Source organism: Dyella dinghuensis (genome assembly GCF_003977615.1).
GTDB classification, from domain to species: domain Bacteria; phylum Pseudomonadota; class Gammaproteobacteria; order Xanthomonadales; family Rhodanobacteraceae; genus Dyella_B; species Dyella_B dinghuensis.
Map to the genome: position 1 here is coordinate 177,830 of NZ_RYZR01000001.1, position 20,198 is coordinate 198,027.

Here is a 20,198-nt window from a genome sequence, read left to right on the forward strand (position 1 = left end):
GCCGACTTAGTCGCGAAAGTTGTCGAACTGAAGCGGAAGTTCGACCTCGGCTTTACGCAATACGGCCATCGCCAGTTGCAGGTCATCGCGTTTCTTTCCGGTCACGCGCAGTTTGTCGCCATTGATCTGCGCTTCCACCTTCAACTTGGCTTCTTTCAAGGTCGCTACCAGCTTCTTGGCGACGGGCTGTTCGATGCCTTGTTTCACGGTGATCTTCTGCCGTGCGCCGGCCAGGTTCACTTCCGGATCGGCCACGTCCAGCGCGCGGCCATCAATTTTCCGCGATGCCAGGCGGCTGCGCAGAATGTCCATCATCTGCTGCAGCTGAAACTCGCTGGGGGCGATTTGCGTGATGACGAATTTGTCGAGCTCGAACTTGGCGTCGGTGCCCTTGAAATCGAAGCGGGTGGCGAGCTCGCGATTGGCCTGATCGACCGCGTTGGTCAATTCGTGCTTGTCGACCTCGGAGATGACATCGAAGGAAGGCATGGCCAGTGTCCTTTGCTGGGGTAGGCGATAAGTGTAAGGCATGCATCTGTTGGATAATGCATGGATGTGCAGTCCGGCGGCGAAGAGGCGGTGATCGCGTGAAAGTGGATGTCCTGGTCATCGGCGCCGGTGCAGCGGGCTTGATGTGCGCCATCACGGCCGGGCAGCGCGGGCGCAGCGTATTGGTGCTCGATCATGCCAACAAGCCCGGCAAAAAGATCCTGATGTCCGGCGGCGGCCGTTGCAATTTCACCAATCTCGGCGTTACGCCAGCCCAATACGTCTCGGGAAATCCGCACTTCGCCAAGTCGGCGCTGGCGCGTTACACGCCGTCCGATTTCATCGCCTTGGTGGAAAAGCATCGCATCGCCTACCACGAAAAAGAACTTGGACAACTGTTCTGCGAGGAATCATCGAAATTAATTCTGCGCATGTTGCTGGATGAATGCGCGGCGGTGCATGTGCGCGTCGAAGTCGACTGCGGCGTGCAAAAAGTACGCAAGAACGAAGAAGGTTTCAGTGTGCTGACAGCCCGGGGCGAAGTGCATGCCGATTCACTGGTCGTTGCCAGCGGTGGCTTGTCGATTCCCAGCATGGGCGCGAGCGGATTCGGTTATGAACTCGCGCGGCAGTTCGGCCACAACATACTGGCGACACGCGCGGGGTTGGTGCCGCTGACGTTGAGCGGCAAGCATCAAGAACATTATGCAGATCTCGCCGGTGTTGCATTGCCGGTTGCCGAAGCGCGCGTAGGTAAGCGAAGTTTTCGCGCAGGTTTGTTGTTTACGCATCGCGGAATAAGCGGGCCGTGCATTCTGCAGATATCGTCTTACTGGCAGCCGGGCGACGACCTGCGCGTGAATCTTTCGCCTCAGCAATCCATTGGCGATTGGCTGGTCGATCAGCGCGCCGCACGACCAGCAGCGGAATTTCGCAATGTACTGGGCGATTTGCTTCCGAAGCGTCTCGCGCAACGTCTTAGCGAGTTGCGGTTCGCCAGCCGCCCCATGCGTCAGTATCGCGATGCGGAGCTGCGTGACATCGGCGATCAGCTGCACGACTGGCCCATCGTCGCCAGCGGTACGGAAGGCTATCGCACCGCAGAGGTGACACTGGGCGGCGTGGATACCGACGGCCTTTCATCGGCCACCATGCAATCCAAGATCGTGCCTGGTCTTTATTTCATTGGCGAAGTGGTCGATGTCACCGGCTGGCTGGGCGGCTACAACTTTCAGTGGGCGTGGGCATCCGGTCATGCCGCAGGCGAGGTTGTCTAGACGTTTCGCGGCGGCTGAACATCTGTCGTGCTGAAGTGCACGCTTGCGGTGTGGAGATGTGATCATGAAAGTAGGTTTTATCGGGCTTGGCGCGATGGGCAGTGCGATGGCCAGCAATCTTGTTGCGGCTGGGCATCAGGTCACCGTCTGGAATAGATCGCAGGCCGCGTCGGAAAAGCTGGCGTCGCTGGGCGCCAAGGTGGCGAGTACGCCCGATCGCGCTGTACAGGGTGAAGTCGTTCACAGCATGCTGTCGAACGATCAGGCCGTGCGTGAACTATTTCTCGACGGCGGTTTGCTCGGCGCCATGGACCCGGGCACCGTGCATGTCAATCACGCCACGATTTCCATCGCGCTCGCACGGCAGCTTGCCGAAGAACACGCCAAGCACGGACTGAGCTACGTGGCAGCGCCAGTGTTTGGCCGGCCTGACGTGGCTGCAGCGGGGAAGCTCAATATCCTCGTTGCCGGACAGGCGAGTGCGATCGAAAAAGCCCGGCCGTTACTTGAGCTGATGGCCGGAAAAATCTGGCCGATGGGCGAATTGCCCGAGCGCGCCAACGTGGTGAAGCTTGCGGGTAACTTCATGATCGTCACCGCTATCGAAAGCATGGCCGAGGCATCGACGCTTGCCAAGGCGTACGGCGTCAGTACGCACGACTTTCTTGAGCTGATGACAAGCACCTTGTTTGCGTCGCCTGTTTATCAGGTTTACGGTAAGTCGATCGCAGAGCAGCGCTTTCAACCGCCGGGCTTCGCACTGCCTTTGGGATTGAAAGACGTGATGCTGGCGCAGGATGCCGGCCACGCTGCGAAGGTGCCCATGCCGCTGGCTGGTGTCTTGCGCGACAGCTTGCTGGAAGCTTTGGCGGATGGCGCCGAATCGATGGATTTGTCGGCGCTTGCGCGGGTGTCGGAACGTCGCGCCAATCTGGATAAACGCAAAAAGGACGGCTAGAAAAGTTTAGCCGCTAAACGCCGTTCCACTGCAGCGTGCCATCGATAACGGTGTTGGTTCGCCCGCCAATCCAGATGTTGCCATCGCTGATGCGCGCGATCAGCAGCGCATCGTGACCCATTTCGCGTCCCTGGCTTACCGAATAACCCTGCGCAAGAGAACCGTTGGGTTCGGCATGGGCGAGGTAAGCAGCGATCAATCCATTGGCTGCACCCGATGCGGGATCTTCGACGATACCCACACCCGAGGGAAATGCGCGCACGACGAGCTGATAGTCTGGATGTTTGCTGCGCGCGAACGCACATAAGCCCATGCTGCCGCTCGCTACGGCGAGCGCGCCAATCGCACTATGGTCTGGCTTCCAGGTGCGCAGGCTTGCTTCATCCACGCATTCGGCCAACCACCAGCGGCGACCGCCATCGACCAGCGCGGGCGGCAACGTACCAAGGCTGATGCCGTTGAGCGTCGGCGCCAGTAGCGGATGCGCATGCAAGCCTGTTTTCACCACGCGTGCGGCGGGCGATTGCAATAACAGCGTTCGTTGCGCACCACTGCCTTCCACACGTATCGGTAGTACGCCGGCACCGCATTCCTGCCAAAGCAGATCGTCTTTCGGCGTAGCCAGCCCGCATTCGAGCACCGCGTGCGCACTACCTACGCTGGGATGGCCTGCAAAGGCGATCTCTTTCTGCGGCGTAAAGATGCGTACGCGGTAACTGGCTTTGGGGTCGTCGGGTGGAAGAAGGAAGGTGGTTTCCACCAGATCCGTCCAGCGCGCGTAGCGCTGCATCTGCGCGTCGCTCCAACCCGCGGCATCCGTGACCACGCCAAGGTGATTGCCACCGCCGGGACTGGCGGCGAAGACATCCAGGTGCATATAGCGAACAGGGTTCATGGGGTAGAGACGTGCGGGCGAGGCGTGATCGTGCATTCTAGCCGTCGACAACTTGGCCCGTGAACGTCAAGATGGCGGAATTCCAAAACATTGTCGGAATCGTCATATGCTGTTTACGCTCCTTATCCTGGCCGTCACGAGCATTGTCTCGTTCGTGGCTTTCAGCAACCGAAGCCTGATCGATGATCTGATCCTCTGGCCGCCGGCTATCGAGCGGAAAAAACAGTATTGGCGCCTGATTACCTACGGACTGATTCACGCCGATTTCTCGCACCTGCTTTTCAACATGATCACGCTGTTTTTCTTCGGCCGAGTCATGGAGCCGCGCATCAATGAATCGCTGGGCGAGTTCGGCTTCGTGTTGTTTTACGTCGGCGGCCTGATCATTTCGATTCTGCCCACGTATCTGAAAAATCGGCACAACTCTACCTATCGCAGCCTGGGGGCTTCGGGCGCGGTGTCTGCCGTGCTGTTCGCATTCATTCTGTATGCGCCCTGGGCCAGGATCTACGTGTACTTTTTGCCTGTGCCGGCCATCATTTATGCGGTGCTTTATGTGGGCTATTCGGTCTACATGGACCATCAAGGGCGCGGCAATATCAATCACAGTGCGCATCTGTGGGGTGCAGCGTACGGCGTGGTGTTTACCGTCGTGGTGAATCCAGGTGTGCTGTCGACTTTCCTGGAGCAGCTGTCGCAGCCGGGCATGTGATTTTCGGCACTTGCTCATTGCGTATACATCTTGAAGATGAGACTGTGATCTTACTCATTACCGCCGGAGTACCCACGCATGGCAACGACCCGCAAGTTTGCCGCGAAGAAGTCCGCGGCCCGCAAGGCATCCAAACGCGCCAGCTCAACTGGAAAGAAGACGGCCCGTAAGTCAGCAGCGGCTAAAAAGACCGTAAAAAAAGTAGCGGCCAGCAAGAAGGCCGCGAAGAAAACAGCACGCAAGGCGGCAAAAAAGGTCACCTGGAAAGCCGTAAAAAAGGTCGTAAAAAAGACTCCGGCCAGCAAGGCCGTAAAGAAGACGGCGAAAAAAGCTCCCGCCCGCAAATCCGCTTCCCCCGCACCCAAGACAAAGAGTGCGGTGAAGAAATCGCCCGCAAAGAAGGCACTCGCGAAGAAAGTAGCGGCGCCCAAACCAGCCGCGGTCGAGAAGAAGGTAGTCAGCCAGCCGGCGGCTCCTGCCGTCGCGAAGCCAGCCGCTGTGGCGCCGGCAAAACCGGTCGCGCCCAAAAAGGCGAAGCCCAGCAAGCCCAAAGAATCCGTTTCAACTGCCTCCACGACGGCTGAGAGTCACAATCACATCAGTCCCGAAGAAGCGGTTGCGCACATTCAGGCATTGCTCAAAGCCAAGCAGGATCGCGTCAAGCAGGGACCAACGTGGCCGGGAGCCACGTCAGTGCCTCAGGGCGAAAATGGCGATCTGCATGGCAATGCCGGCAAGCCATCTGCGGAAGCCGTGCATAACCACGTCGCGCATGCGCGTGGCGATCAAGGCAAGAACGGCAAAAGCTGATCGAATTTTCGTTTTGCGTTTGATATTTCGACCCAGAGCCGGCCTGAAAAGCCGGCTCTGTTGCTTTTTTGCTCAGGGCTGATTCAACGGTGCAGGATTAACGTACTAATCAGCATCAGTCGGACGGAGCCCGCGCTATGAAAACCTCAATCACCAAACGCCTGCTTGCAGCCCTTGCTTTGGTTCTGCTTACGGGTGCGCTTTCCGGTTGTTACGTCGCCCCGGGCTATAGCTACGTACAAGGCAACGGTTATGGAGGCGATGTCTATTACGGCAGCGCTCCCGCGGCCGGCTATTACAGTTACTACCCCGGCTACGGCTATTACCCCTACGGATATGGATACGGTTGGGGCTGCTGTTACGGGCCGACCGTTGTAGGCGGCTGGTGGGGTGGTGGTTATTACGGGGGCAGATATTACGGGCGGGGTTACTACGGCCGCGGATATTACGGTGGCCATGGTGGATGGTCTGGCCACGCTGCATCGCACGGGTCGTACGGTGGCGGACATTCCGGCGGCGGTGGCTATCATCACTGACCGGAGTTAAGTCTTCCGCCAGAATGCGGGGATGACGTTTCGAACCCGCATTTTCATTTCCGGCACCCGACTGATTATCTACATCGTGGTGGCTGTCGTGCTCGGTGCCTGCGCCGATCTTCGTTACTACGCCCATGTGACGCACGGCGAAAGTGCGTTGCTGTTGCAGCGGCGTTCCGTCAGCAAGGTTATTGCCGACCCGGCGACTGATCCGAAACTTGCCGCGCGTTTGAAGCTTTCGCAGGAGGCGCGGCAATTCGCATCGCAGAAGCTCGATCTGCCGGATAACCGCAGCTACACCTACTACGTGCAGCTCAATCGACCCTATGTGGTGTGGAACGTCTTTGCGACGCCACGTTTCTCCGTAGATGCCGTGCCCCAATGTTTCCCCATTGCCGGTTGCGTCGCCTATCGTGGATGGTTCGATGAGCAGAAGGCGAAGGAAAGCGCCGAAAAGCTGAAAGCCGGCGGCTACGACGTCTATATTGGCGGCGTACCTGCGTATTCCACCCTGGGCTGGTTCTCGGATCCCATCATCAGCAGCATGATGCGTTGGAATAACGACGAACTCATTGGCACGATCTTTCACGAGCTGGCTCACCAGCTTATCTACGTCAAAGACGACACACCGTTCAACGAAAGCTACGCCATGTTCGTGGAAGACGAAGGTGTGCGCGAATGGCATCGTTCGCGTGGTGAAGCCGTGGCGGATGATCACGATCAAGTCATGGATGACGGCTTCACCCAGCTGGTGCTCGATCTGCGCGAACGCTTGAAAAAGCTCTACAAAAGCGGTGTGGACCAGGAAGCGATGGCCGCTGGTAAACAGCGCGAGATTGAAGACTTTCGCACGCGCTACGCCGCGTGGCGCGATAAAAACTACCCGAACGATCACCGCTATGACACCTGGGTCGCTCGACCGATCAACAATGCGACCCTTCTGCCTTTCGGCTTGTACGATCAATGGACGCAGTCGTTCGCGGCGCTGTTCAAGCAAGCTGATGGTCGATGGCCGGATTTCTATGCACGGGTGCGCGAGCTGGCGAAGCAGCCAAAAGCCGAGCGCGAGGACAGCTTGCGTGCAATGATGAAATCGCAGGAACCGTCGACGACTACGGCAGCGGATTAATGAGCAACCTTGTGCTGCGCCATGTCATGTAGGTACGCGATCACGGCATCCAGATCGTCATCCGAAAGGGATTCCTGCGTCGGGAAACCCAACATTTTCCCTTCAGGCCAACGCCGCAGTGACTGCGGATTGCGGATGAATTCGCGCAATAGGGCATCGCTCAGATAATCCGTCGGATTGTGCGGAATGTTGAGATCGGGTCCCATCCGCGCATCGCCTTGGCCATTGAGCGTGTGGCAAGCAAAGCACGTGCGCTGAAACACGGCATAACCACGTCGAATCTCACTGTCTGCCGGTACGGACGCCGCTGGTGCGGTGGCCGGGAAGCGCGCCGCAGCATCCTGAGTGCGTTGAATGCGTACGAGTTGATAGGGCCATTGCTCCGTCCCGATGCCCGCGGCTGCAGGGCGTGTCCACACGACGTAGAAGGGGCCCGCATAGCCCTTGTTGTCGGGCAACGCCGGCCACGGTTGTTTGGGATCTTCAATGGCAAGCCATGCCTCGGCACCTTGCTGGTTGAGCAGGGTGGTCGCGGGAATGGTGGCGGAGAAACCGTCGCTCGCGACGAATTGCAGCTGATCGCCCGGCTGCAATCCATCAAGCAGCGCGCGCAATGGCACCGCGCGATAATGCATGGTGCGGCGAAACGCCACGTCGATCGGAATGGTTACGTTTTGTAAATCCGGACGCGCCAGCAACTGCGCCGTTGTCACGGTGCGCGTGCCGTGTCCGGTGTCGATCATCAAATCGGCAGCATGCAAAGGTAATGCAAGCATTAAGACGACAAGACAAAGACTACGCAGATGCATGGCGATTCCCTGTAGTAGCAAGCACTTGGATATGCGGAAATACAAACCGTATGGTTGCCGCGTAGTGTAGCTATCGATTAGCTGAACGAAACCGAATGCGGTCTTGAACTTCATTCGCGGCGGCCACACTAAGTAGACGAATCGCCGTGAGGCGACAACCTAGATGGTTCAGAGCATCGAGCCATCAAGGGGCCGGTTCCTATTTACCCTCCCCCCGGAACGCGACCTAACAAACCCCGACAGTTATTCCCCTGGCTGTCGGGGTTTTCATTTGTCTGCTGTTCACGGCAGCAATTTACGCATGATAATGCGCAGGCATCGCACCATAGTGGGGTGCACCTCTCCCCCGACATGGAAGTGATCCATGATCGTCAGCTCGCTGCTCGACACCGATCTCTACAAGTTCTCGATGATGCAGGTGGTATTGCATCAATACCCTGGCGCACACGCCGAGTACCGGTTCAAATGCCGCAACCCCGGCGTGAATCTGGTCCCCTACATCGACGAAATCCGCGAGGAGTTGCACGCGCTATGCAGCCTGCGATTCACCGAGGATGAACTCAGCTACCTGCGCCAATGGCGTTTCATCAAAAGCGACTTTGTCGACTTCCTCGGGTTGTTTCAACTCAACGCCAAATACATCGACATTGCACCATCGCCGGAGGACAACGGCGAGATCGAGATACGCATTGTCGGCCCGTGGTTGCACACCATCTTGTACGAAGTGCCGCTGCTGGCCATCGTCAACGAAGTGTATTTCCGCAATACCGCACCGGATATGGATTTCACCGAAGGGCGCCGCCGTTTGCAGGCGAAAATAGCGCTGCTTAGGGATACCCCTGGTTATGCAGACTGCCGCATTGCCGACTACGGTACGCGTCGCCGCTTCTCACGCGATTGGCAGAAAGAAGTAGTGACTACCTTGCATCAGGGTCTGGGCGCTCAGCTGACTGGCACGAGCAATGTGTGGCTGGCGCGCGAAGTAGGTTTGCGTCCGCTGGGCACGCTTGCCCATGAATACCTGCAGGCTCATCAGGCACTCGGGCCGCGTTTGCGCGATTCGCAGGTTGCCGCGCTTGAAGCGTGGGCAAAGGAATATCGCGGCGACCTCGGCATCGCGCTATCGGACGTCTATGGACTCACCGCGTTCCTGCGCGACTTCGACATGTACTTCTGCAAACTCTTCGACGGAACGCGGCACGATTCCGGCGATCCGTTCGCCTGGGGCGAGCGCGTGCTCGCACACTACGAAGCCAATCGTGTCGATCCCCGCAGCAAAGTGCTTGTCTTCAGCGATGGGTTGGACATCCCCAAAGTGATGGAGCTCTACAAGCATTTTCATGGGCGGTGCCAGCTCGCCTTTGGCGTGGGCACCAACCTGACGAACGACGTTGGGCCTACGCCGTTGAATATCGTGATCAAGATGGTCCGCTGCAACGGGCAACCCGTGGCCAAGCTCAGCGACTCGCCCGGCAAGAACATGTGCGACGACAAGGCGTATATCGCGTATCTGCGGCAGGTATTCGATATTCCTGAAACGGCGGAAATTTAAGCGATTGCAGATTGAAAAGCCCGCGCGAACGCGGGCTTTTTTACTTGGTTCGACTAGAACGCTGGCAGCACCGCGCCTTTGTACTTGTCTTCGATAAATGCTTTTATCTCAGGACTCGTCAGCGCCTGTGCCAATTTCTGCACACGCGGATCGTTCTGATTGTCCGGGCGTCCCACCAGATAATTCACATACGGCGAATTCTTGTCTTCGATCAGCAACGCATCTTTGGTCGGGTTGAGTCCGGCGGAGAGTGCGTAGTTGGTGTTGATCAAAGCCAGGTCCACTTCGTCCAGCGTACGCGGAAGCATGGCGGCTTCCAACGGTTTGAAGACCAGGTTCTTTGGGTTGCCAACCACGTCTTTGGGGGTGGACAGTTCGTTGCTCGGGTCCTTTAAGGTGATCAAGCCGTTCTTGGCGAGTAGTAGCAGGGCGCGGCCTTGATTGGCCGGATCATTGGGCAACGTTACGGTCGCGCCATTGGGCAATTGATCGATGGACTTGTATTTGTGCGAGTACGCGCCGAACGGTTCGATGTGCACGCCGGTGACGATCACCAGGTCCGTCTTGTGCTCGCGATTGAAGCTGTCCAGATACGGCTTGGTCTGGAAGTAGTTCAGATCGATGTTCTTTTCTGCAACCTGGGTGTTGGGTTGCACATAGTCGGCAAATACCTTGATATCCAGGTTGATGCCTTCCTTCGCGAGGATAGGCTTCACCTGCTTCAGGATTTCCGCGTGCGGCACGGCGGTGGCGGCCACGGTGAGCGTCTGGCTGTCGGAGCCACTTGAGCCGTGCGATGAGCAGCCTGCCAGCAGCAGCGTGGCGGCCAGGAAAGCCAATAGCTTTTTCATGGGGAAGTGGATCCTTGTGCGATGCACAAGAATAGCCGTCCAGACGGCCGTATGCAAAGAAGCTGTCTGGAGCCGTTCAGATCGCCGTGTCAGCGGCGGCTGTAATGCGTCACGATCCGGTCGCCGAGCATCTGCAGGAGCTGTACCAGCACGATGAGAAGCAGAACGGTGACGACCATGTAGTCGGACTTGTAGCTCAGGTACCCATAGCGATAGGCCAGGTCGCCCAAACCGCCCGCGCCGATGGCGCCACCCATGGCGGTGTAGCCCACCAGTGCAATCGCGGTGACCGTGACACCTGCCCACAAACTCGCACGTGCTTCGGGCAACAGAACGTGGCGTACGATCTGCCACGTTGTAGCGCCCATGGCCTGCGAGGCTTCAATCACGCCGTGCTCCACTTCGCGCAACGCTGTTTCCACCAAGCGTGCAAAGAAAGGCGCCGCGCCAATCACCAGCGGTGGAATCGCACCGCGAATGCCCAGCTTCGTGCCAACCAGGAAATAAGTGACGGGCATCAGCACGATCATCAGGATGATGAACGGAATCGAGCGAAGCACGTTCACGACCAGTGAGAGTGCGCCATACAACTTCGGCATCGCATGCAGCTGATTTTTCCCGGTGAGAAAAAGCAGCACGCCCAACGGTAAGCCGATTGCGACGGTAAGCAGCAGCGAGCCGCCGAGCATCAGCAAGGTGTCGATGCACGCCTGACCCAGCTCGCCCCAATCGTCGATATTCGGGAAGAGAGTTTGCAGCAAGGGAAGATGTGTGGCGATCATCGTGCGAGCTCCTCCACTTCGATGCCTGCAGCGCGCAGCGCTTGCAAGGCTGCGTCCACATTGGCGCCCTGCATGGCCAGTGTCAGCTGACCGTAGGGCATGTCCTTGATGCGATCGATGCGTCCGGCAAGGATGTTGAAGTCGATACCGGTTTCGCGTGTCACGCGGCCAAGCGTTGGCGACCAGGTGGCCTCGCCACGAAACGACAAACGCATGATGCGGCCTGATACATTTTGATAGGGAACATTCTCCCCGGCCGCTTCTTCCGGCAGAGCTTCGCGCACGAAACGCTGCGTGGTTGCATGTGTCGGATGCAGGAAGACATCGGCGACTGTGCCTTGCTCAACGATGCGCCCTGCATCGAGCACCGCAACGCGATCGCAAACGCGCCGCACGACATCCATTTCGTGGGTGATCAGCACGATGGTCAGTTTCAGCTCGCGATTGATTTCGGCGAGAAGATCCAGAACGGATGCCGTGGTTTGCGGATCGAGTGCACTGGTGGCTTCATCGCAAAGCAGAAGGGAAGGGCGGTTGGCAAGCGCGCGTGCGATGCCTACACGCTGTTTTTGTCCGCCGGAGAGTTGGGAAGGATATTTGTTGGCATGCGCCGTAAGCCCAACGCGCTGCAATAGCTCATCGACACGCGCACGGATTGCTTGGGCATCCTTTTCGCCTGCGATGCGCATCGGAAAAGCAATGTTTTCCGAGACCGTCTGCGACGACAGCAAATTGAAGTGCTGGAAGATCATGCCGATCCGCTGGCGCGCGGCGCGCAGCGCCGGATCGGGCAGGGCTGCCATATCCGTATCACCGATGAAGATCCGTCCGCCGCTGGGTCGCTCAAGCAGATTGATCAGCCGTATAAGCGTCGATTTTCCCGCGCCGGAATGCCCGATGATGCCGAACACCTCGCCGTCGGCGATCTCGAGGTTGAACGGTTCGAGCGCCGGGACATCCTTGCCGTCGACGCGGTAGGACTTGTGGACATCAACAAAGCGAATCACGGCAAATCCCGCGCGGTGGCCAGAACGCGCATTCTATGCCAGCGGGGCGGGATTGGTTTGAAGTAGACTGACCTATGCATAGTATCGGGAGCGATTAGCATGACCACGGCCTACGACTTCAGCGCACGCGATATTGATGGCAACGAGCAATCTCTGGGTGCCTGGCGCGGTAAAACCATGCTGGTGGTGAATGTCGCGTCCAAATGCGGATTCACGCCGCAATACAAGGGGCTGGAGGAGCTGTGGCGCAACCATCGCGACAAAGGCCTGGTGGTGCTGGGCTTCCCCTGCGATCAGTTCGGCCACCAGGAGCCCGGCGACGAGGCGGAAATCAGGAATTTCTGCTCTACCAGCTACGACGTCACATTCCCCTTGTTCGCCAAGGTCGAGGTGAACGGCGATAACGCGCATCCGCTCTACAAATGGATGAAGAAAGAGCAGAAAGGGTTGCTTGGCACCGAAGCGATCAAGTGGAATTTCACCAAGTTCCTGATCGACGCCGAGGGCAACGTCGTCAAGCGTTACGCGCCCAACGACACACCGGAAAAGATCGGCAAGGATCTGCAAAAGCGTTGATCGGCTGCGGCTGCGTTCAGCCGTGTCCGTGATACGCCGCCAGCAATTCGACAATCGCATCCAGATTGCGGCTGGGGCTGGGCTCGTCCGCATCCTGCACGTAATTGTTGAGCATGATGGCGAAGGCGAGGTGTTCGCCAGAGGCTGTCGTCACGTATCCAACCATGCAGCGCACGTACGTCATGCTGCCGGTCTTCGCGTGCACATTGCCCATGGCTGGCGTATCGCGCATGCGGAACTCGAGCGTGCCGTCGACGCCGGCGTTTGGTAGTGCATCGCGTAAATCATTGCCGTAGGGCTGGCTTGCGAGATAGGTGAGCAGCCGCACCATCGCGTTGGGCGTGGCCAGATCCTGTCGCGATAAACCGGCACCTTCTTCCATCTGCGCGGTGTCGGGTGAAATGCCGATGTGATTGAGCAGCTCATGCATCGCACGCGTTCCCCATGCTTCGGAGCTTAGGAATCCCGCATCGGGATCGCCCGCTTGCTCGGCGGCAACTTTTTGCTTCACGCCAGCGATTTGCAACAAGTTTTGCAGATAGAGATTTTGCGAGCGCTTCAAACCGCGCGACAGTACTTCCATCACTGGCGGTGATAGCACTTGTGCCACTACGGTGCCTTTGTCGGGATCGGCTGCACTTTGCTGCGGCCAGTGTTGTACGCGTACGGAGCCATCGACATGTATGCCGTGCCGGCTCAACGCCTCCCGCAAAAGCGTTCCTGCAAACCATGCCGGATCGACGATGGCGAGCTTGAAATTCTGTGGCTCCGAACGCTGCGCGATAGTGCCGAAGGCGTAGAGCGTGCTATCGCCGGGCGCGCGGTACAGATTGATGTCGTTGCGCGTGCCGGTAACGATGCGATTGATGACATGCGGCATCGATCCTGGTGGATCGAACATCAGCGATGCGGTGCCACCGATACCAGTGGGTGAGATGGTCAGGTCGGCGACGTTCTCCTGCACGCTCAATGCCGAGGCAGGCACCGCAAACCAGCTTTGCAGATCGCGCGCTTCCCAGCCCGAACCAATCGGTGGGCCTTCAAAGTAGCTATCGTCTGCGATGAGATCGCCGTGCACTTCATGCACGCCGTTTGCGGCCAACTGCGTGGCAAGTTGATCGGCCCAATCGCTGTTGGTGCCCGGTGTCCCCAGGGTCGGATCGCCCATGCCATGCAGCATCAGCGAACCGTTCAGTCGTCCGTGTTCGACGGAGCCGATGGCGATAAGTTGCGTGGGAACGCGGTAATCGGGACCAAGCGTGTCGAGCACGAATGCCGCGGTGTAGAGCTTGGCGGTCGATGCCGGTTGCAGCAGGCGGTCTGCATTGCGCGTGTAGAGGGTATGGCCGTTATCGAGCGAGACCACGGAAATGCCCCAGCTTGCTGAAGCAAAACGCGGCTGATCGATTTGTGTATCGATCTGGGTCGCCAGTTGCTGTTGGCTGGTCGTGCTGACGACGGTGGAAGGGGGAGCGGCGATGCCTGTCGGCATCGTTATCACGGCTCCGATCAGCGTGCAGGTGGCACCCCATCGAAACAGGTATCGCATGGCACGGGCCTCCATGTGCTCAGTATCGCTGAAGCGCGGACGCTTCACGATAGCGTTATACGGTCAAATCCCTGCACGATGCGGGGCAGATGAAGGCGTAATTTTGCACGTTTCCGGCGCGCACGGGGTGGGTGGTACCCTAGGCAACCCGTCGGCGAAGGTCGGCGCTTTTTACCTTTACGAGATCATCATGCAGATTGCCGACCAGACCGTTGCCTCTTTCCATTACACGCTGACCGACGATAACGGTCAGGTGATCGATAGCTCCCAGGGCCGCGAGCCGCTGACTTACCTGCATGGCACCGGCCAGATCGTGCCGGGTCTGGAGAAGGCGATGGTCGGCCGCGTGGCGGGCGATCAGTTCAAGGTCCAGGTTGCGCCGGGAGAAGGCTACGGCGAGCACCATCCGGAGCTGATGCAGGAACTCCCGCGCGAAGCCTTCCAGGGCGTGGAAGACATCCAGCCGGGCATGCAGTTTCAGGGTCATGGCCCGCAGGGCGTGATTAATGTAACGGTGACCAAGGTCGACGGCGAGAAAGTGCATATCGACGGCAACCATCCGCTCGCCGGTCAGACGCTGCACTTCGACATCGAAGTGACGGACGTGCGCGAGGCGAGCGCAGAAGAACTTGCCCATGGCCACGTGCATGGCGAGGGCGGTCATCACCACTAAGCATTCGATGTCTGACGCAACCCGTTGGAGGCTCCATCGGGTTGCGTCATCTCAGTACCAATCGAGCAACGAGATACCCACACCCAGATACGTGGCATTGTGGTTGTAGTCGATGATGCTCTCGCCGTATCCCTTGAAGAACTCCACGTAACCGCGCAGGTTGCCTACGAGCGGGAAGCTCCAGGTGAATCGTCCTGCACCGTGTTGCTCGCTGCCGCCGCGTAGCGAATCGCGCAGCATCAGTCCGAATTCCTGGCCATTCCATTCGTGGATGATCTGCATATCCGCGCGGCCCATGTAATTGCTGATATCCGGATTGTTGTCATCTGCAGCCTGCTCGGGGATGCGCCACCACGGGCGGAACACGATCGTCCAGTCGCTGCGCTCGAAACCGATCTGTCCCATCACGCGGTTCCAACTGCGCGATAGCGGATCGGATTGGCCGTTGGATTGATGATTCACGCCAATGCTCAGCAAGCGTCCGTCCCAGCCCATCACCTGGTAATCGGTGTTGAACACCAGCATGGCCTCAGGCTCGTAATCCGTTTCGCGAAACGGACGCGAATCTTTCGAGTTGTAGACCTGCCAGTACGAATCCTGCGTATAGCCGACCCATAGGTCGCCGACATCGCCGAACACGCCCTGCCAGACCTTGGTCTTCAGGCTGATCTGAAACTTGCTTTCCGTATTCTGCATACCCAGCGGGGTTTGCACGGTATTCACCGGATTGGGGCTGGAGGGCAGGTTGTTCTGATTGCTTGTTGCGAAAACCGGCATCACATAGATGGGTTTGTAGCCACGCAGGTTGAATGTGCCGAGCTTGCTATCAGGCGACAGTTCCCAGCGGCTGTCGAGCAGCGAAAGTGGCGCAGCGTTGCCACTCGGTGCTAGCGTCGCGGCAACGGCGTTTTCTCTGGAAAACACGTTCGATGACGAAGACGTCGTCGGCTCCGCGCGTTTCTGCGCGGCAGGCATCTGCGTGCGCCCTGTTGCGCGGTCGTAGCACACCAGTCGTTGTGCGTCGCTTTCGATGCCTGTGCAAGCGCGAATATCCGCCGGGTTGACGTTCTGCGCGTAGACCGGCGAGAAGGCTATTCCGACGCATATTCCAGCGATCAGACGGTTGAACCACTGTGTCATGGACGACTCCCCAGCACGCCGCTCCCGCGTGTGTAGTCGCCAGTTTAATCATGTTGCATGTGGATAAATCAAAAAGAAGCCGGCCATTGTGCAAGCAATGGCCGGCACGCGCGTTTCACCGCACGTCATTGCTGCGTATCAATTTAAATTCTGCAGCCAGTGCTCGTATTGGCTCTTGGTGATGTGATCGCTGTGACCCGCAACGTGGATAAAATCATTGGCCAGTGGAGGATAGGCCTGAGCCTGTTCCTGCGTGATCATCTTCGAACCGCCTGAAAGCTGCTCGAAGGATGGCGGCGAGGCGGTCGAGGGCACGTTGCCCGTTTTCGAATTGACCGTCAGTTGGCCTTGCGATGAGCTGTAGGTGGCGCTGCTGGTCGGCGTCGTAGCGGCGGGCGCCCCTGCTGGGGGTTGCATGGTGGAGTTCTGGGCCGCCGCCGATGGCTGCTGCGCCGCCGAGTTTTGCTGTGCCGTTGTAGGCTGCTGCATCGTGTTCTGCGGCGTTGCAGTGGGTTGCATGGTCTGGTCTTGCGCGATGACCGCGCCCGACACAAGCAGACTTGTGCTGACCATAGAAGCGAGAAGTAAGGTGCGAGGTTTCATCGTTGTGGCTCCGTGCAAAAATGCCTGGCCTGCCGGGGAGCTGCTTCCTGTCAATGCATGACCGTTGATAGCCCCGGCCATTTCAAGCTTGTTTTGACGTTAGCAAGGACGTTGTAAATGCCAGCACAATATATGAGTCACGATGGCGTGAAGGCGTACATCCGTTGAGCGAATCTTCATCTGACCTCCGTCCGCTTTCGCTTGTGCAGGCGCGCGCACTGCACCTTGCAGCACAAGGCCTATTGCAGCCGCCCAAGCGACGCGCGCGTCGCAACGATCTGTTGGCAACCATTCAGCGCATGCGCTTGCTGCAGATCGATAGCATTCATGTCGTGGCACGCAGCCCTTATTTGGTACTGCACGCGCGGCTGGGCGACTATCCATCGATATGGTTGGAAGAGGCGCTGGAAGAAGGCCGGATCGCCGAATCCTGGGCGCATGAAGCGTGTTTCGTTACCGCATCCGATCTCGGTTTTCATCGAGCCTGGCGGTCGCAATCGGAAAGTAATCATTGGGCCGACCGTCATGCTGCGCGTACCAGAGACAGTCATGCAAAGGAGATGCAAAACCTGCTTGCGCGCATTCGTGCATCGGGCCCGGTTCGAGCCTCCGATTTCGAGCGCGCGGATCGTGGCGTTTCCGGTTGGTGGGAATGGAAACCTGAAAAGAAATGGCTGGAAGCGTGGTTTGCTTCCGGTGAATTGATGGTGATGCGGCGCGAACGCTTTCAGCGTGTTTACGATCTGGCCGAACGTGTGCTTGCGAAACTTGATCCGCCCTACGATGAAGCGGCTTACACGTTTTCGGCACCGGAGTTGCGCAAGCGCTTTATCCTCGACAGCGTCCGTGCACTTGGCATCACCCAGGCACGATGGGTGGCGGATTACTTTCGCCTCAAACCTTCGGTGGACGATCGCGAACTCGCTGCGCTGGTTGCATCGGGCGACTTGTTGAGTGTGCAGGTCGCCGGTTGGGACAATCTCGCCTACGTACATCCTGATCACGCGGAAGTACTGGACAAGGCGCGCCTCGGACGTTTGCGTGCGACGCATACCACGGTGCTTTCACCGTTCGATCCCATCGTGTGGGATCGCGCGCGTTTGCGTGACATGTTCGACTTCGACTACACCATCGAATGCTATGTGCCCGAAGCAAAACGCCAGTACGGCTATTACGTTTTGCCCTTGCTTCATCGTGGACGCTTGGTGGGACGTGTGGATGCCAAGGCACATCGCAGTGAGGGTGTGTTCGAAATCAAGGCACTTTTTCTTGAGCGGGACGTCGAGCCGTCAGAACGGATGCTCGATGACATCGCACAAGCGATCGCCGCGACGGCAGCGTGGCATGGCACACCGAAGGTTCGGCTTGGGCGGTGCCGCCCGGCACACATCACGAGCGCGCTACGTGCGCGGTGGCGTAGCTGAGGGCGTTAGGTTGGCGGGTTGCGTGGAGGGTGCGTGCGCTGAGCAGGAGCGTCCGTTTAACGCAGCCGTCATCTGTTGTGTCAGGCCCATGCAGCGATCGTTGAGATAAGGCCGCACGAGCGGATCGTTTGCGTCGTGCTGCAGGCTTTGCGTCATCGCCTGATAGTGCGTTTGCAGCGTTGCGTCGCTGTACGTGCTGGCAGCGCGATGGCAGGTCAGGTAGTTGTTCAAATAGGCGTCACAGGCGGGAATTCCCGTGATAACGGCCTGATGAGGTGGTTGCGGAGGCGGTGGCGCACTCTTGCGGGTGGCATGGCTGCAGCCACCCGTCAGCAGCCCCATGGCGACGCACGCCCACCGGCCCGCGTAAGAAAGACGAAAGATACCTGTCGAATTAGCCGCTTCCATGGATGCTTTTTTTTGAGCCCGAATTAAGCGTCGTTAGCATAGCGCGAGCGTTAAAGGGCGTCTTTCTCAAGAGGTATTCGCGTTATGTAGGCATTTGCAGGTATGATTAGGGGACTGTGTTTGCCGGGGTCACCAGAGTTTCGTGACCCGATGCAGCCGATTACGATCTGCCTCATCGCTCACCCCTAGGGTTTTCCTTAGCACACCAGTAAGCCGGCCCTCGTACGCGGGAGGTCGAGTCTCTTTTTGAAAATCCTAGTTTTGGAGTGTGTTTCATGTCTGATCGTCAGATCGGTACCGTCAAGTGGTTCAACGACGCCAAGGGTTTCGGCTTCATCAGCCGCGACAATGGCCCGGATGTTTTCGTGCATTTCCGCGCGATCCAGGGCAATGGCTTCAAGAGCCTGCAGGAAGGCCAGAAGGTCAGCTTCAAGGTTGTGCAGGGCCAGAAGGGCCTGCAGGCTGATGAAGTCGTTCCGGCCTAATTGCCGTTTAGATCGATATAGATCGATTTAAATAAAAAAGCCGGGCTCAATGCCCGGCTTTTTTTATTGGGAAATGCGCTGAGTTTTGCTTATTCCCATTGTGAGATCTGATGTGAAATTTTCATCACATATCGATTCACGAAAATCATTATTCTCACGCCACTGTGTTTGCTTGGTAACCCGCGTGTCCCGATGCGGACTTAATCCGTATCGCTTCATTCGATTTTCAGCATTCCCAGTAAGCCGTCGGCCCGGGCGGGTCGACTGGTCTCAGAGTCAAACGCTCGAACGAATGGAGTGAATCATGTCGGATCGTGAGGTAGGCACAGTCAAGTGGTTTAACGACGCCAAAGGCTTCGGTTTTATCAGCCGCGAGAATGGCCCCGACGTCTTCGTGCATTTCCGTGCAATCACAGGGACGGGTTTCAAAAGCCTGAAAGAAGGGCAAAAGGTCAGTTTCAAGGTCGTGCAGGGACAGAAGGGCTTGCAGGCCGACGAAGTCGCGCCAGCTTGAGCCATTGGTAATTCTATTGATCGAAAGGCCGGCAATTGCCGGCCTTTTTGTATCTGTTATGCGCATTGATTAACCTGCATCGATGTCTGCATTCATCATGTCAACACCAACGTACGCTGCGTCCAGCACGATTGTTCCCATTGCGTCCAAAGACGGCGCGCATAGCGAACTTATCGTGACGCAGCCGCGCGATTATCCGCGCCATGTCATTTACTGGTTGCCCGCGTTGGGAGTGCCGGCCAAACACTATGTGCCACTGGCCGAAGCGTTTGCTGCCCACGGTATTGCCATGGCGTTGCACGAATGGCGTGGGATTGGATCCAGCGATCGTCGCGCAGGAAGACATTCCGACTGGGGTTATCGCGAGTTGCTCGAAGCGGACATTCCGGTTGGCGTAGCCGCAACAAGAGCGCGTTGGCCGAACGCAAGATTGTGGATGGGCGGCCATAGTTTGGGGGGCCAATTCGCCTGTCTCTACGCCAGTCTTCACCCGCACGATGTCGCCGGCATCACCCTGATTGCCAGCGGCGCACCGTTTTGGCGGTGTTTTCCCCGCCGCGCGCTGATCCGCTGCGCGTATTCGCTCGCGTCGCCGCTGGCGCGTCTGGTCGGACACTTGCCAGGACGACGCATCGGTTTCGGCGGCAACGAAGCACGCGGCCTTATCGCCGACTGGTCGTTTAGCGGCCTAACCGGGCGTTATAGGGCGAACGGTATGGACGTGGATCTCGAGCGTCGGCTTGCGGACGTCGACGTGCCGGTGCTGGCGCTGCGTCTGCGCGATGATTGGTTGGTACCGCAGGCATCGCTCGACTGGTTGCTCGACAAGATGCCCAAGGCGTCGCGCCGCGTAAACGTCGTGTCGCCCGAACGTTTGGCGGGCCAACGTGCCGATCACTTCACCTGGATGAAAGGGCCTGGTCCGCTCGCCGTACAGCTGGCCCAGTGGATCGACGATATGAGTGTTCGGCCTGTCGGCGCAACGCAGCCTTGATCGCGCTCCGGTCTGGCGCCATGTC

Annotated in this window: 23 protein-coding genes; 13 read left to right on the forward strand and 10 right to left on the reverse strand. The window is 58.2% G+C overall.

The genetic code is table 11. The features are described from left to right. Window positions 1-6: 6 nt before the first annotated feature. Entirely contained in the window at window positions 7-489 is a 483-nt protein-coding gene (locus tag EKH79_RS00850) for a YajQ family cyclic di-GMP-binding protein (RefSeq protein WP_126671893.1), read from the reverse strand. Window positions 490-587: 98 nt separating this feature from the next. Here EKH79_RS00850 and EKH79_RS00855 point away from each other — a divergent pair, with 98 nt between their 5' ends. Together EKH79_RS00855 and EKH79_RS00860 are read left to right on the forward strand one after the other, a co-directional pair. Further along, on the forward strand, window positions 588-1,766 hold the full coding sequence (locus tag EKH79_RS00855) for a BaiN/RdsA family NAD(P)/FAD-dependent oxidoreductase (protein ID WP_233590111.1): 1,179 nt from the start codon (window positions 588-590) through the stop codon (window positions 1,764-1,766). Between the two features lie 64 nt (window positions 1,767-1,830). Then, window positions 1,831-2,724: an NAD(P)-dependent oxidoreductase gene (locus tag EKH79_RS00860; RefSeq protein WP_126671895.1), complete on the forward strand. Its 894-nt coding sequence runs from the start codon at window positions 1,831-1,833 to the stop codon at window positions 2,722-2,724. 13 nt (window positions 2,725-2,737) lie between these two features. Here the strand turns inward: EKH79_RS00860 and EKH79_RS00865 are convergent, their stop codons facing one another. Continuing rightward, on the reverse strand, window positions 2,738-3,619 hold the full coding sequence (locus EKH79_RS00865) for a PhzF family phenazine biosynthesis protein (protein WP_126671896.1): 882 nt from the start codon (window positions 3,617-3,619) through the stop codon (window positions 2,738-2,740). Between the two features lie 106 nt (window positions 3,620-3,725). On the opposite strand from EKH79_RS00865, the gene EKH79_RS00870 reads away from it, so the two are divergent. The 4 genes from EKH79_RS00870 (at window position 3,726) to EKH79_RS00885 (ending at window position 6,806) form a co-directional block, all read left to right on the forward strand. Continuing rightward, window positions 3,726-4,331 carry a rhomboid family intramembrane serine protease gene (locus EKH79_RS00870; RefSeq protein ID WP_126671897.1) on the forward strand — a complete coding sequence of 202 codons (606 nt, stop codon included), beginning with the start codon at window positions 3,726-3,728 and terminating at the stop codon, window positions 4,329-4,331. A 78-nt stretch (window positions 4,332-4,409) separates the two neighbouring features. Further along, window positions 4,410-5,141: a hypothetical protein gene (locus tag EKH79_RS18925; RefSeq protein ID WP_199754070.1), complete on the forward strand. Its 732-nt coding sequence runs from the start codon at window positions 4,410-4,412 to the stop codon at window positions 5,139-5,141. A 137-nt stretch (window positions 5,142-5,278) separates the two neighbouring features. Further along, complete coding sequence (locus EKH79_RS00880; protein WP_126671898.1) at window positions 5,279-5,677, forward strand: hypothetical protein; 399 nt, start codon at window positions 5,279-5,281, stop codon at window positions 5,675-5,677. 31 nt (window positions 5,678-5,708) lie between these two features. Beyond that, window positions 5,709-6,806, forward strand: a complete 1,098-nt coding sequence (locus EKH79_RS00885) for an aminopeptidase (protein ID WP_126671899.1) — start codon at window positions 5,709-5,711, stop codon at window positions 6,804-6,806. On the opposite strand, the gene EKH79_RS00890 is transcribed toward EKH79_RS00885, so the two are convergent. Beyond that, on the reverse strand, window positions 6,803-7,615 hold the full coding sequence (locus EKH79_RS00890) for a cytochrome c (RefSeq protein ID WP_126671900.1): 813 nt from the start codon (window positions 7,613-7,615) through the stop codon (window positions 6,803-6,805). The two genes, EKH79_RS00885 and EKH79_RS00890, sit on opposite strands and share 4 nt — an antisense overlap. 364 nt (window positions 7,616-7,979) lie before the next feature. Between EKH79_RS00890 and pncB the strand changes: the two genes are divergently transcribed. Next, on the forward strand, window positions 7,980-9,167 hold the full coding sequence (pncB, locus tag EKH79_RS00895; protein ID WP_126671901.1) for a nicotinate phosphoribosyltransferase: 1,188 nt from the start codon (window positions 7,980-7,982) through the stop codon (window positions 9,165-9,167). A gap of 53 nt (window positions 9,168-9,220) precedes the next feature. Here pncB and EKH79_RS00900 read toward each other — a convergent pair whose 3' ends face one another. The 3 genes from EKH79_RS00900 to EKH79_RS00910 form a co-directional block, all read right to left on the reverse strand. After that, window positions 9,221-10,018, reverse strand: a complete 798-nt coding sequence (locus tag EKH79_RS00900) for a MetQ/NlpA family ABC transporter substrate-binding protein (protein WP_126671902.1) — start codon at window positions 10,016-10,018, stop codon at window positions 9,221-9,223. 89 nt (window positions 10,019-10,107) lie between these two features. Next, window positions 10,108-10,800: a methionine ABC transporter permease gene (locus EKH79_RS00905; RefSeq protein ID WP_126671903.1), complete on the reverse strand. Its 693-nt coding sequence runs from the start codon at window positions 10,798-10,800 to the stop codon at window positions 10,108-10,110. After that, complete coding sequence (locus EKH79_RS00910) at window positions 10,797-11,807, reverse strand: methionine ABC transporter ATP-binding protein (RefSeq protein WP_126671904.1); 1,011 nt, start codon at window positions 11,805-11,807, stop codon at window positions 10,797-10,799. The genes EKH79_RS00905 and EKH79_RS00910 overlap by 4 nt, the downstream gene beginning before the upstream one ends. 99 nt (window positions 11,808-11,906) lie before the next feature. Between EKH79_RS00910 and EKH79_RS00915 the strand changes: the two genes are divergently transcribed. After that, window positions 11,907-12,383 (forward strand): glutathione peroxidase, encoded by a 477-nt coding sequence (locus tag EKH79_RS00915; protein WP_126671905.1) that lies wholly within the window; start codon window positions 11,907-11,909, stop codon window positions 12,381-12,383. 16 nt (window positions 12,384-12,399) lie between these two features. Here EKH79_RS00915 and dacB read toward each other — a convergent pair whose 3' ends face one another. After that, a complete protein-coding gene (dacB, locus tag EKH79_RS00920; protein WP_233590112.1) occupies window positions 12,400-13,932 on the reverse strand; it encodes a D-alanyl-D-alanine carboxypeptidase/D-alanyl-D-alanine endopeptidase in 1,533 nt (510 codons plus the stop codon). 190 nt (window positions 13,933-14,122) lie between these two features. Between dacB and EKH79_RS00925 the strand changes: the two genes are divergently transcribed. Next, a complete protein-coding gene (locus tag EKH79_RS00925) occupies window positions 14,123-14,605 on the forward strand; it encodes an FKBP-type peptidyl-prolyl cis-trans isomerase (protein ID WP_126671907.1) in 483 nt (160 codons plus the stop codon). 51 nt (window positions 14,606-14,656) lie between these two features. Here EKH79_RS00925 and EKH79_RS00930 read toward each other — a convergent pair whose 3' ends face one another. Next, window positions 14,657-15,745, reverse strand: coding sequence for a phospholipase A (locus EKH79_RS00930; protein ID WP_126671908.1), 1,089 nt, complete (start codon window positions 15,743-15,745; stop codon window positions 14,657-14,659). Between the two features lie 138 nt (window positions 15,746-15,883). Then, window positions 15,884-16,348 carry a hypothetical protein gene (locus EKH79_RS00935; RefSeq protein WP_126671909.1) on the reverse strand — a complete coding sequence of 155 codons (465 nt, stop codon included), beginning with the start codon at window positions 16,346-16,348 and terminating at the stop codon, window positions 15,884-15,886. A 164-nt stretch (window positions 16,349-16,512) separates the two neighbouring features. Between EKH79_RS00935 and EKH79_RS00940 the strand changes: the two genes are divergently transcribed. Next, entirely contained in the window at window positions 16,513-17,772 is a 1,260-nt protein-coding gene (locus EKH79_RS00940) for a winged helix-turn-helix domain-containing protein (RefSeq protein WP_233590113.1), read from the forward strand. Here the strand turns inward: EKH79_RS00940 and EKH79_RS00945 are convergent. After that, a complete protein-coding gene (locus EKH79_RS00945; RefSeq protein ID WP_126671910.1) occupies window positions 17,749-18,180 on the reverse strand; it encodes a hypothetical protein in 432 nt (143 codons plus the stop codon). The two genes, EKH79_RS00940 and EKH79_RS00945, sit on opposite strands and share 24 nt — an antisense overlap. A gap of 275 nt (window positions 18,181-18,455) precedes the next feature. Here EKH79_RS00945 and EKH79_RS00950 point away from each other — a divergent pair, with 275 nt between their 5' ends. From EKH79_RS00950 to EKH79_RS00960, 3 genes are all read left to right on the forward strand, one after another. Next, complete coding sequence (locus EKH79_RS00950) at window positions 18,456-18,665, forward strand: cold-shock protein (protein ID WP_126671911.1); 210 nt, start codon at window positions 18,456-18,458, stop codon at window positions 18,663-18,665. Window positions 18,666-18,969: 304 nt separating this feature from the next. Next, window positions 18,970-19,179 (forward strand): cold-shock protein, encoded by a 210-nt coding sequence (locus tag EKH79_RS00955; protein ID WP_126671912.1) that lies wholly within the window; start codon window positions 18,970-18,972, stop codon window positions 19,177-19,179. A 97-nt stretch (window positions 19,180-19,276) separates the two neighbouring features. Continuing rightward, window positions 19,277-20,173: an alpha/beta hydrolase family protein gene (locus EKH79_RS00960; protein ID WP_126671913.1), complete on the forward strand. Its 897-nt coding sequence runs from the start codon at window positions 19,277-19,279 to the stop codon at window positions 20,171-20,173. The last annotated feature ends 25 nt before the right edge of the window (window positions 20,174-20,198 follow it).

What these genes read in the sequence shown, in the direction of transcription:
- EKH79_RS00915 (WP_126671905.1), top strand. Translation starts at nt 11,907, where the DNA reads ATGACCACGGCCTACGACTTCAGCGCACGCGATATTGATGGCAACGAG.
- EKH79_RS00870 (WP_126671897.1), top strand. Translation starts at nt 3,726, where the DNA reads ATGCTGTTTACGCTCCTTATCCTGGCCGTCACGAGCATTGTCTCGTTC.
- EKH79_RS00925 (WP_126671907.1), top strand. Translation starts at nt 14,123, where the DNA reads ATGCAGATTGCCGACCAGACCGTTGCCTCTTTCCATTACACGCTGACC.
- EKH79_RS00885 (WP_126671899.1), top strand. Translation starts at nt 5,709, where the DNA reads ATGACGTTTCGAACCCGCATTTTCATTTCCGGCACCCGACTGATTATC.
- EKH79_RS00900 (WP_126671902.1), bottom strand. Translation starts at nt 10,018, where the DNA reads ATGAAAAAGCTATTGGCTTTCCTGGCCGCCACGCTGCTGCTGGCAGGC.
- EKH79_RS00945 (WP_126671910.1), bottom strand. Translation starts at nt 18,180, where the DNA reads ATGGAAGCGGCTAATTCGACAGGTATCTTTCGTCTTTCTTACGCGGGC.
- EKH79_RS00955 (WP_126671912.1), top strand. Translation starts at nt 18,970, where the DNA reads ATGTCGGATCGTGAGGTAGGCACAGTCAAGTGGTTTAACGACGCCAAA.
- EKH79_RS00860 (WP_126671895.1), top strand. Translation starts at nt 1,831, where the DNA reads ATGAAAGTAGGTTTTATCGGGCTTGGCGCGATGGGCAGTGCGATGGCC.
- EKH79_RS00935 (WP_126671909.1), bottom strand. Translation starts at nt 16,348, where the DNA reads ATGAAACCTCGCACCTTACTTCTCGCTTCTATGGTCAGCACAAGTCTG.
- EKH79_RS00950 (WP_126671911.1), top strand. Translation starts at nt 18,456, where the DNA reads ATGTCTGATCGTCAGATCGGTACCGTCAAGTGGTTCAACGACGCCAAG.
- EKH79_RS00890 (WP_126671900.1), bottom strand. Translation starts at nt 7,615, where the DNA reads ATGCATCTGCGTAGTCTTTGTCTTGTCGTCTTAATGCTTGCATTACCT.
- EKH79_RS00930 (WP_126671908.1), bottom strand. Translation starts at nt 15,745, where the DNA reads ATGACACAGTGGTTCAACCGTCTGATCGCTGGAATATGCGTCGGAATA.
- EKH79_RS00850 (WP_126671893.1), bottom strand. Translation starts at nt 489, where the DNA reads ATGCCTTCCTTCGATGTCATCTCCGAGGTCGACAAGCACGAATTGACC.
- EKH79_RS00880 (WP_126671898.1), top strand. Translation starts at nt 5,279, where the DNA reads ATGAAAACCTCAATCACCAAACGCCTGCTTGCAGCCCTTGCTTTGGTT.
- dacB (WP_233590112.1), bottom strand. Translation starts at nt 13,932, where the DNA reads ATGCGATACCTGTTTCGATGGGGTGCCACCTGCACGCTGATCGGAGCC.
- EKH79_RS00905 (WP_126671903.1), bottom strand. Translation starts at nt 10,800, where the DNA reads ATGATCGCCACACATCTTCCCTTGCTGCAAACTCTCTTCCCGAATATC.
- EKH79_RS00865 (WP_126671896.1), bottom strand. Translation starts at nt 3,619, where the DNA reads ATGAACCCTGTTCGCTATATGCACCTGGATGTCTTCGCCGCCAGTCCC.
- EKH79_RS18925 (WP_199754070.1), top strand. Translation starts at nt 4,410, where the DNA reads ATGGCAACGACCCGCAAGTTTGCCGCGAAGAAGTCCGCGGCCCGCAAG.
- pncB (WP_126671901.1), top strand. Translation starts at nt 7,980, where the DNA reads ATGATCGTCAGCTCGCTGCTCGACACCGATCTCTACAAGTTCTCGATG.
- EKH79_RS00960 (WP_126671913.1), top strand. Translation starts at nt 19,277, where the DNA reads ATGTCAACACCAACGTACGCTGCGTCCAGCACGATTGTTCCCATTGCG.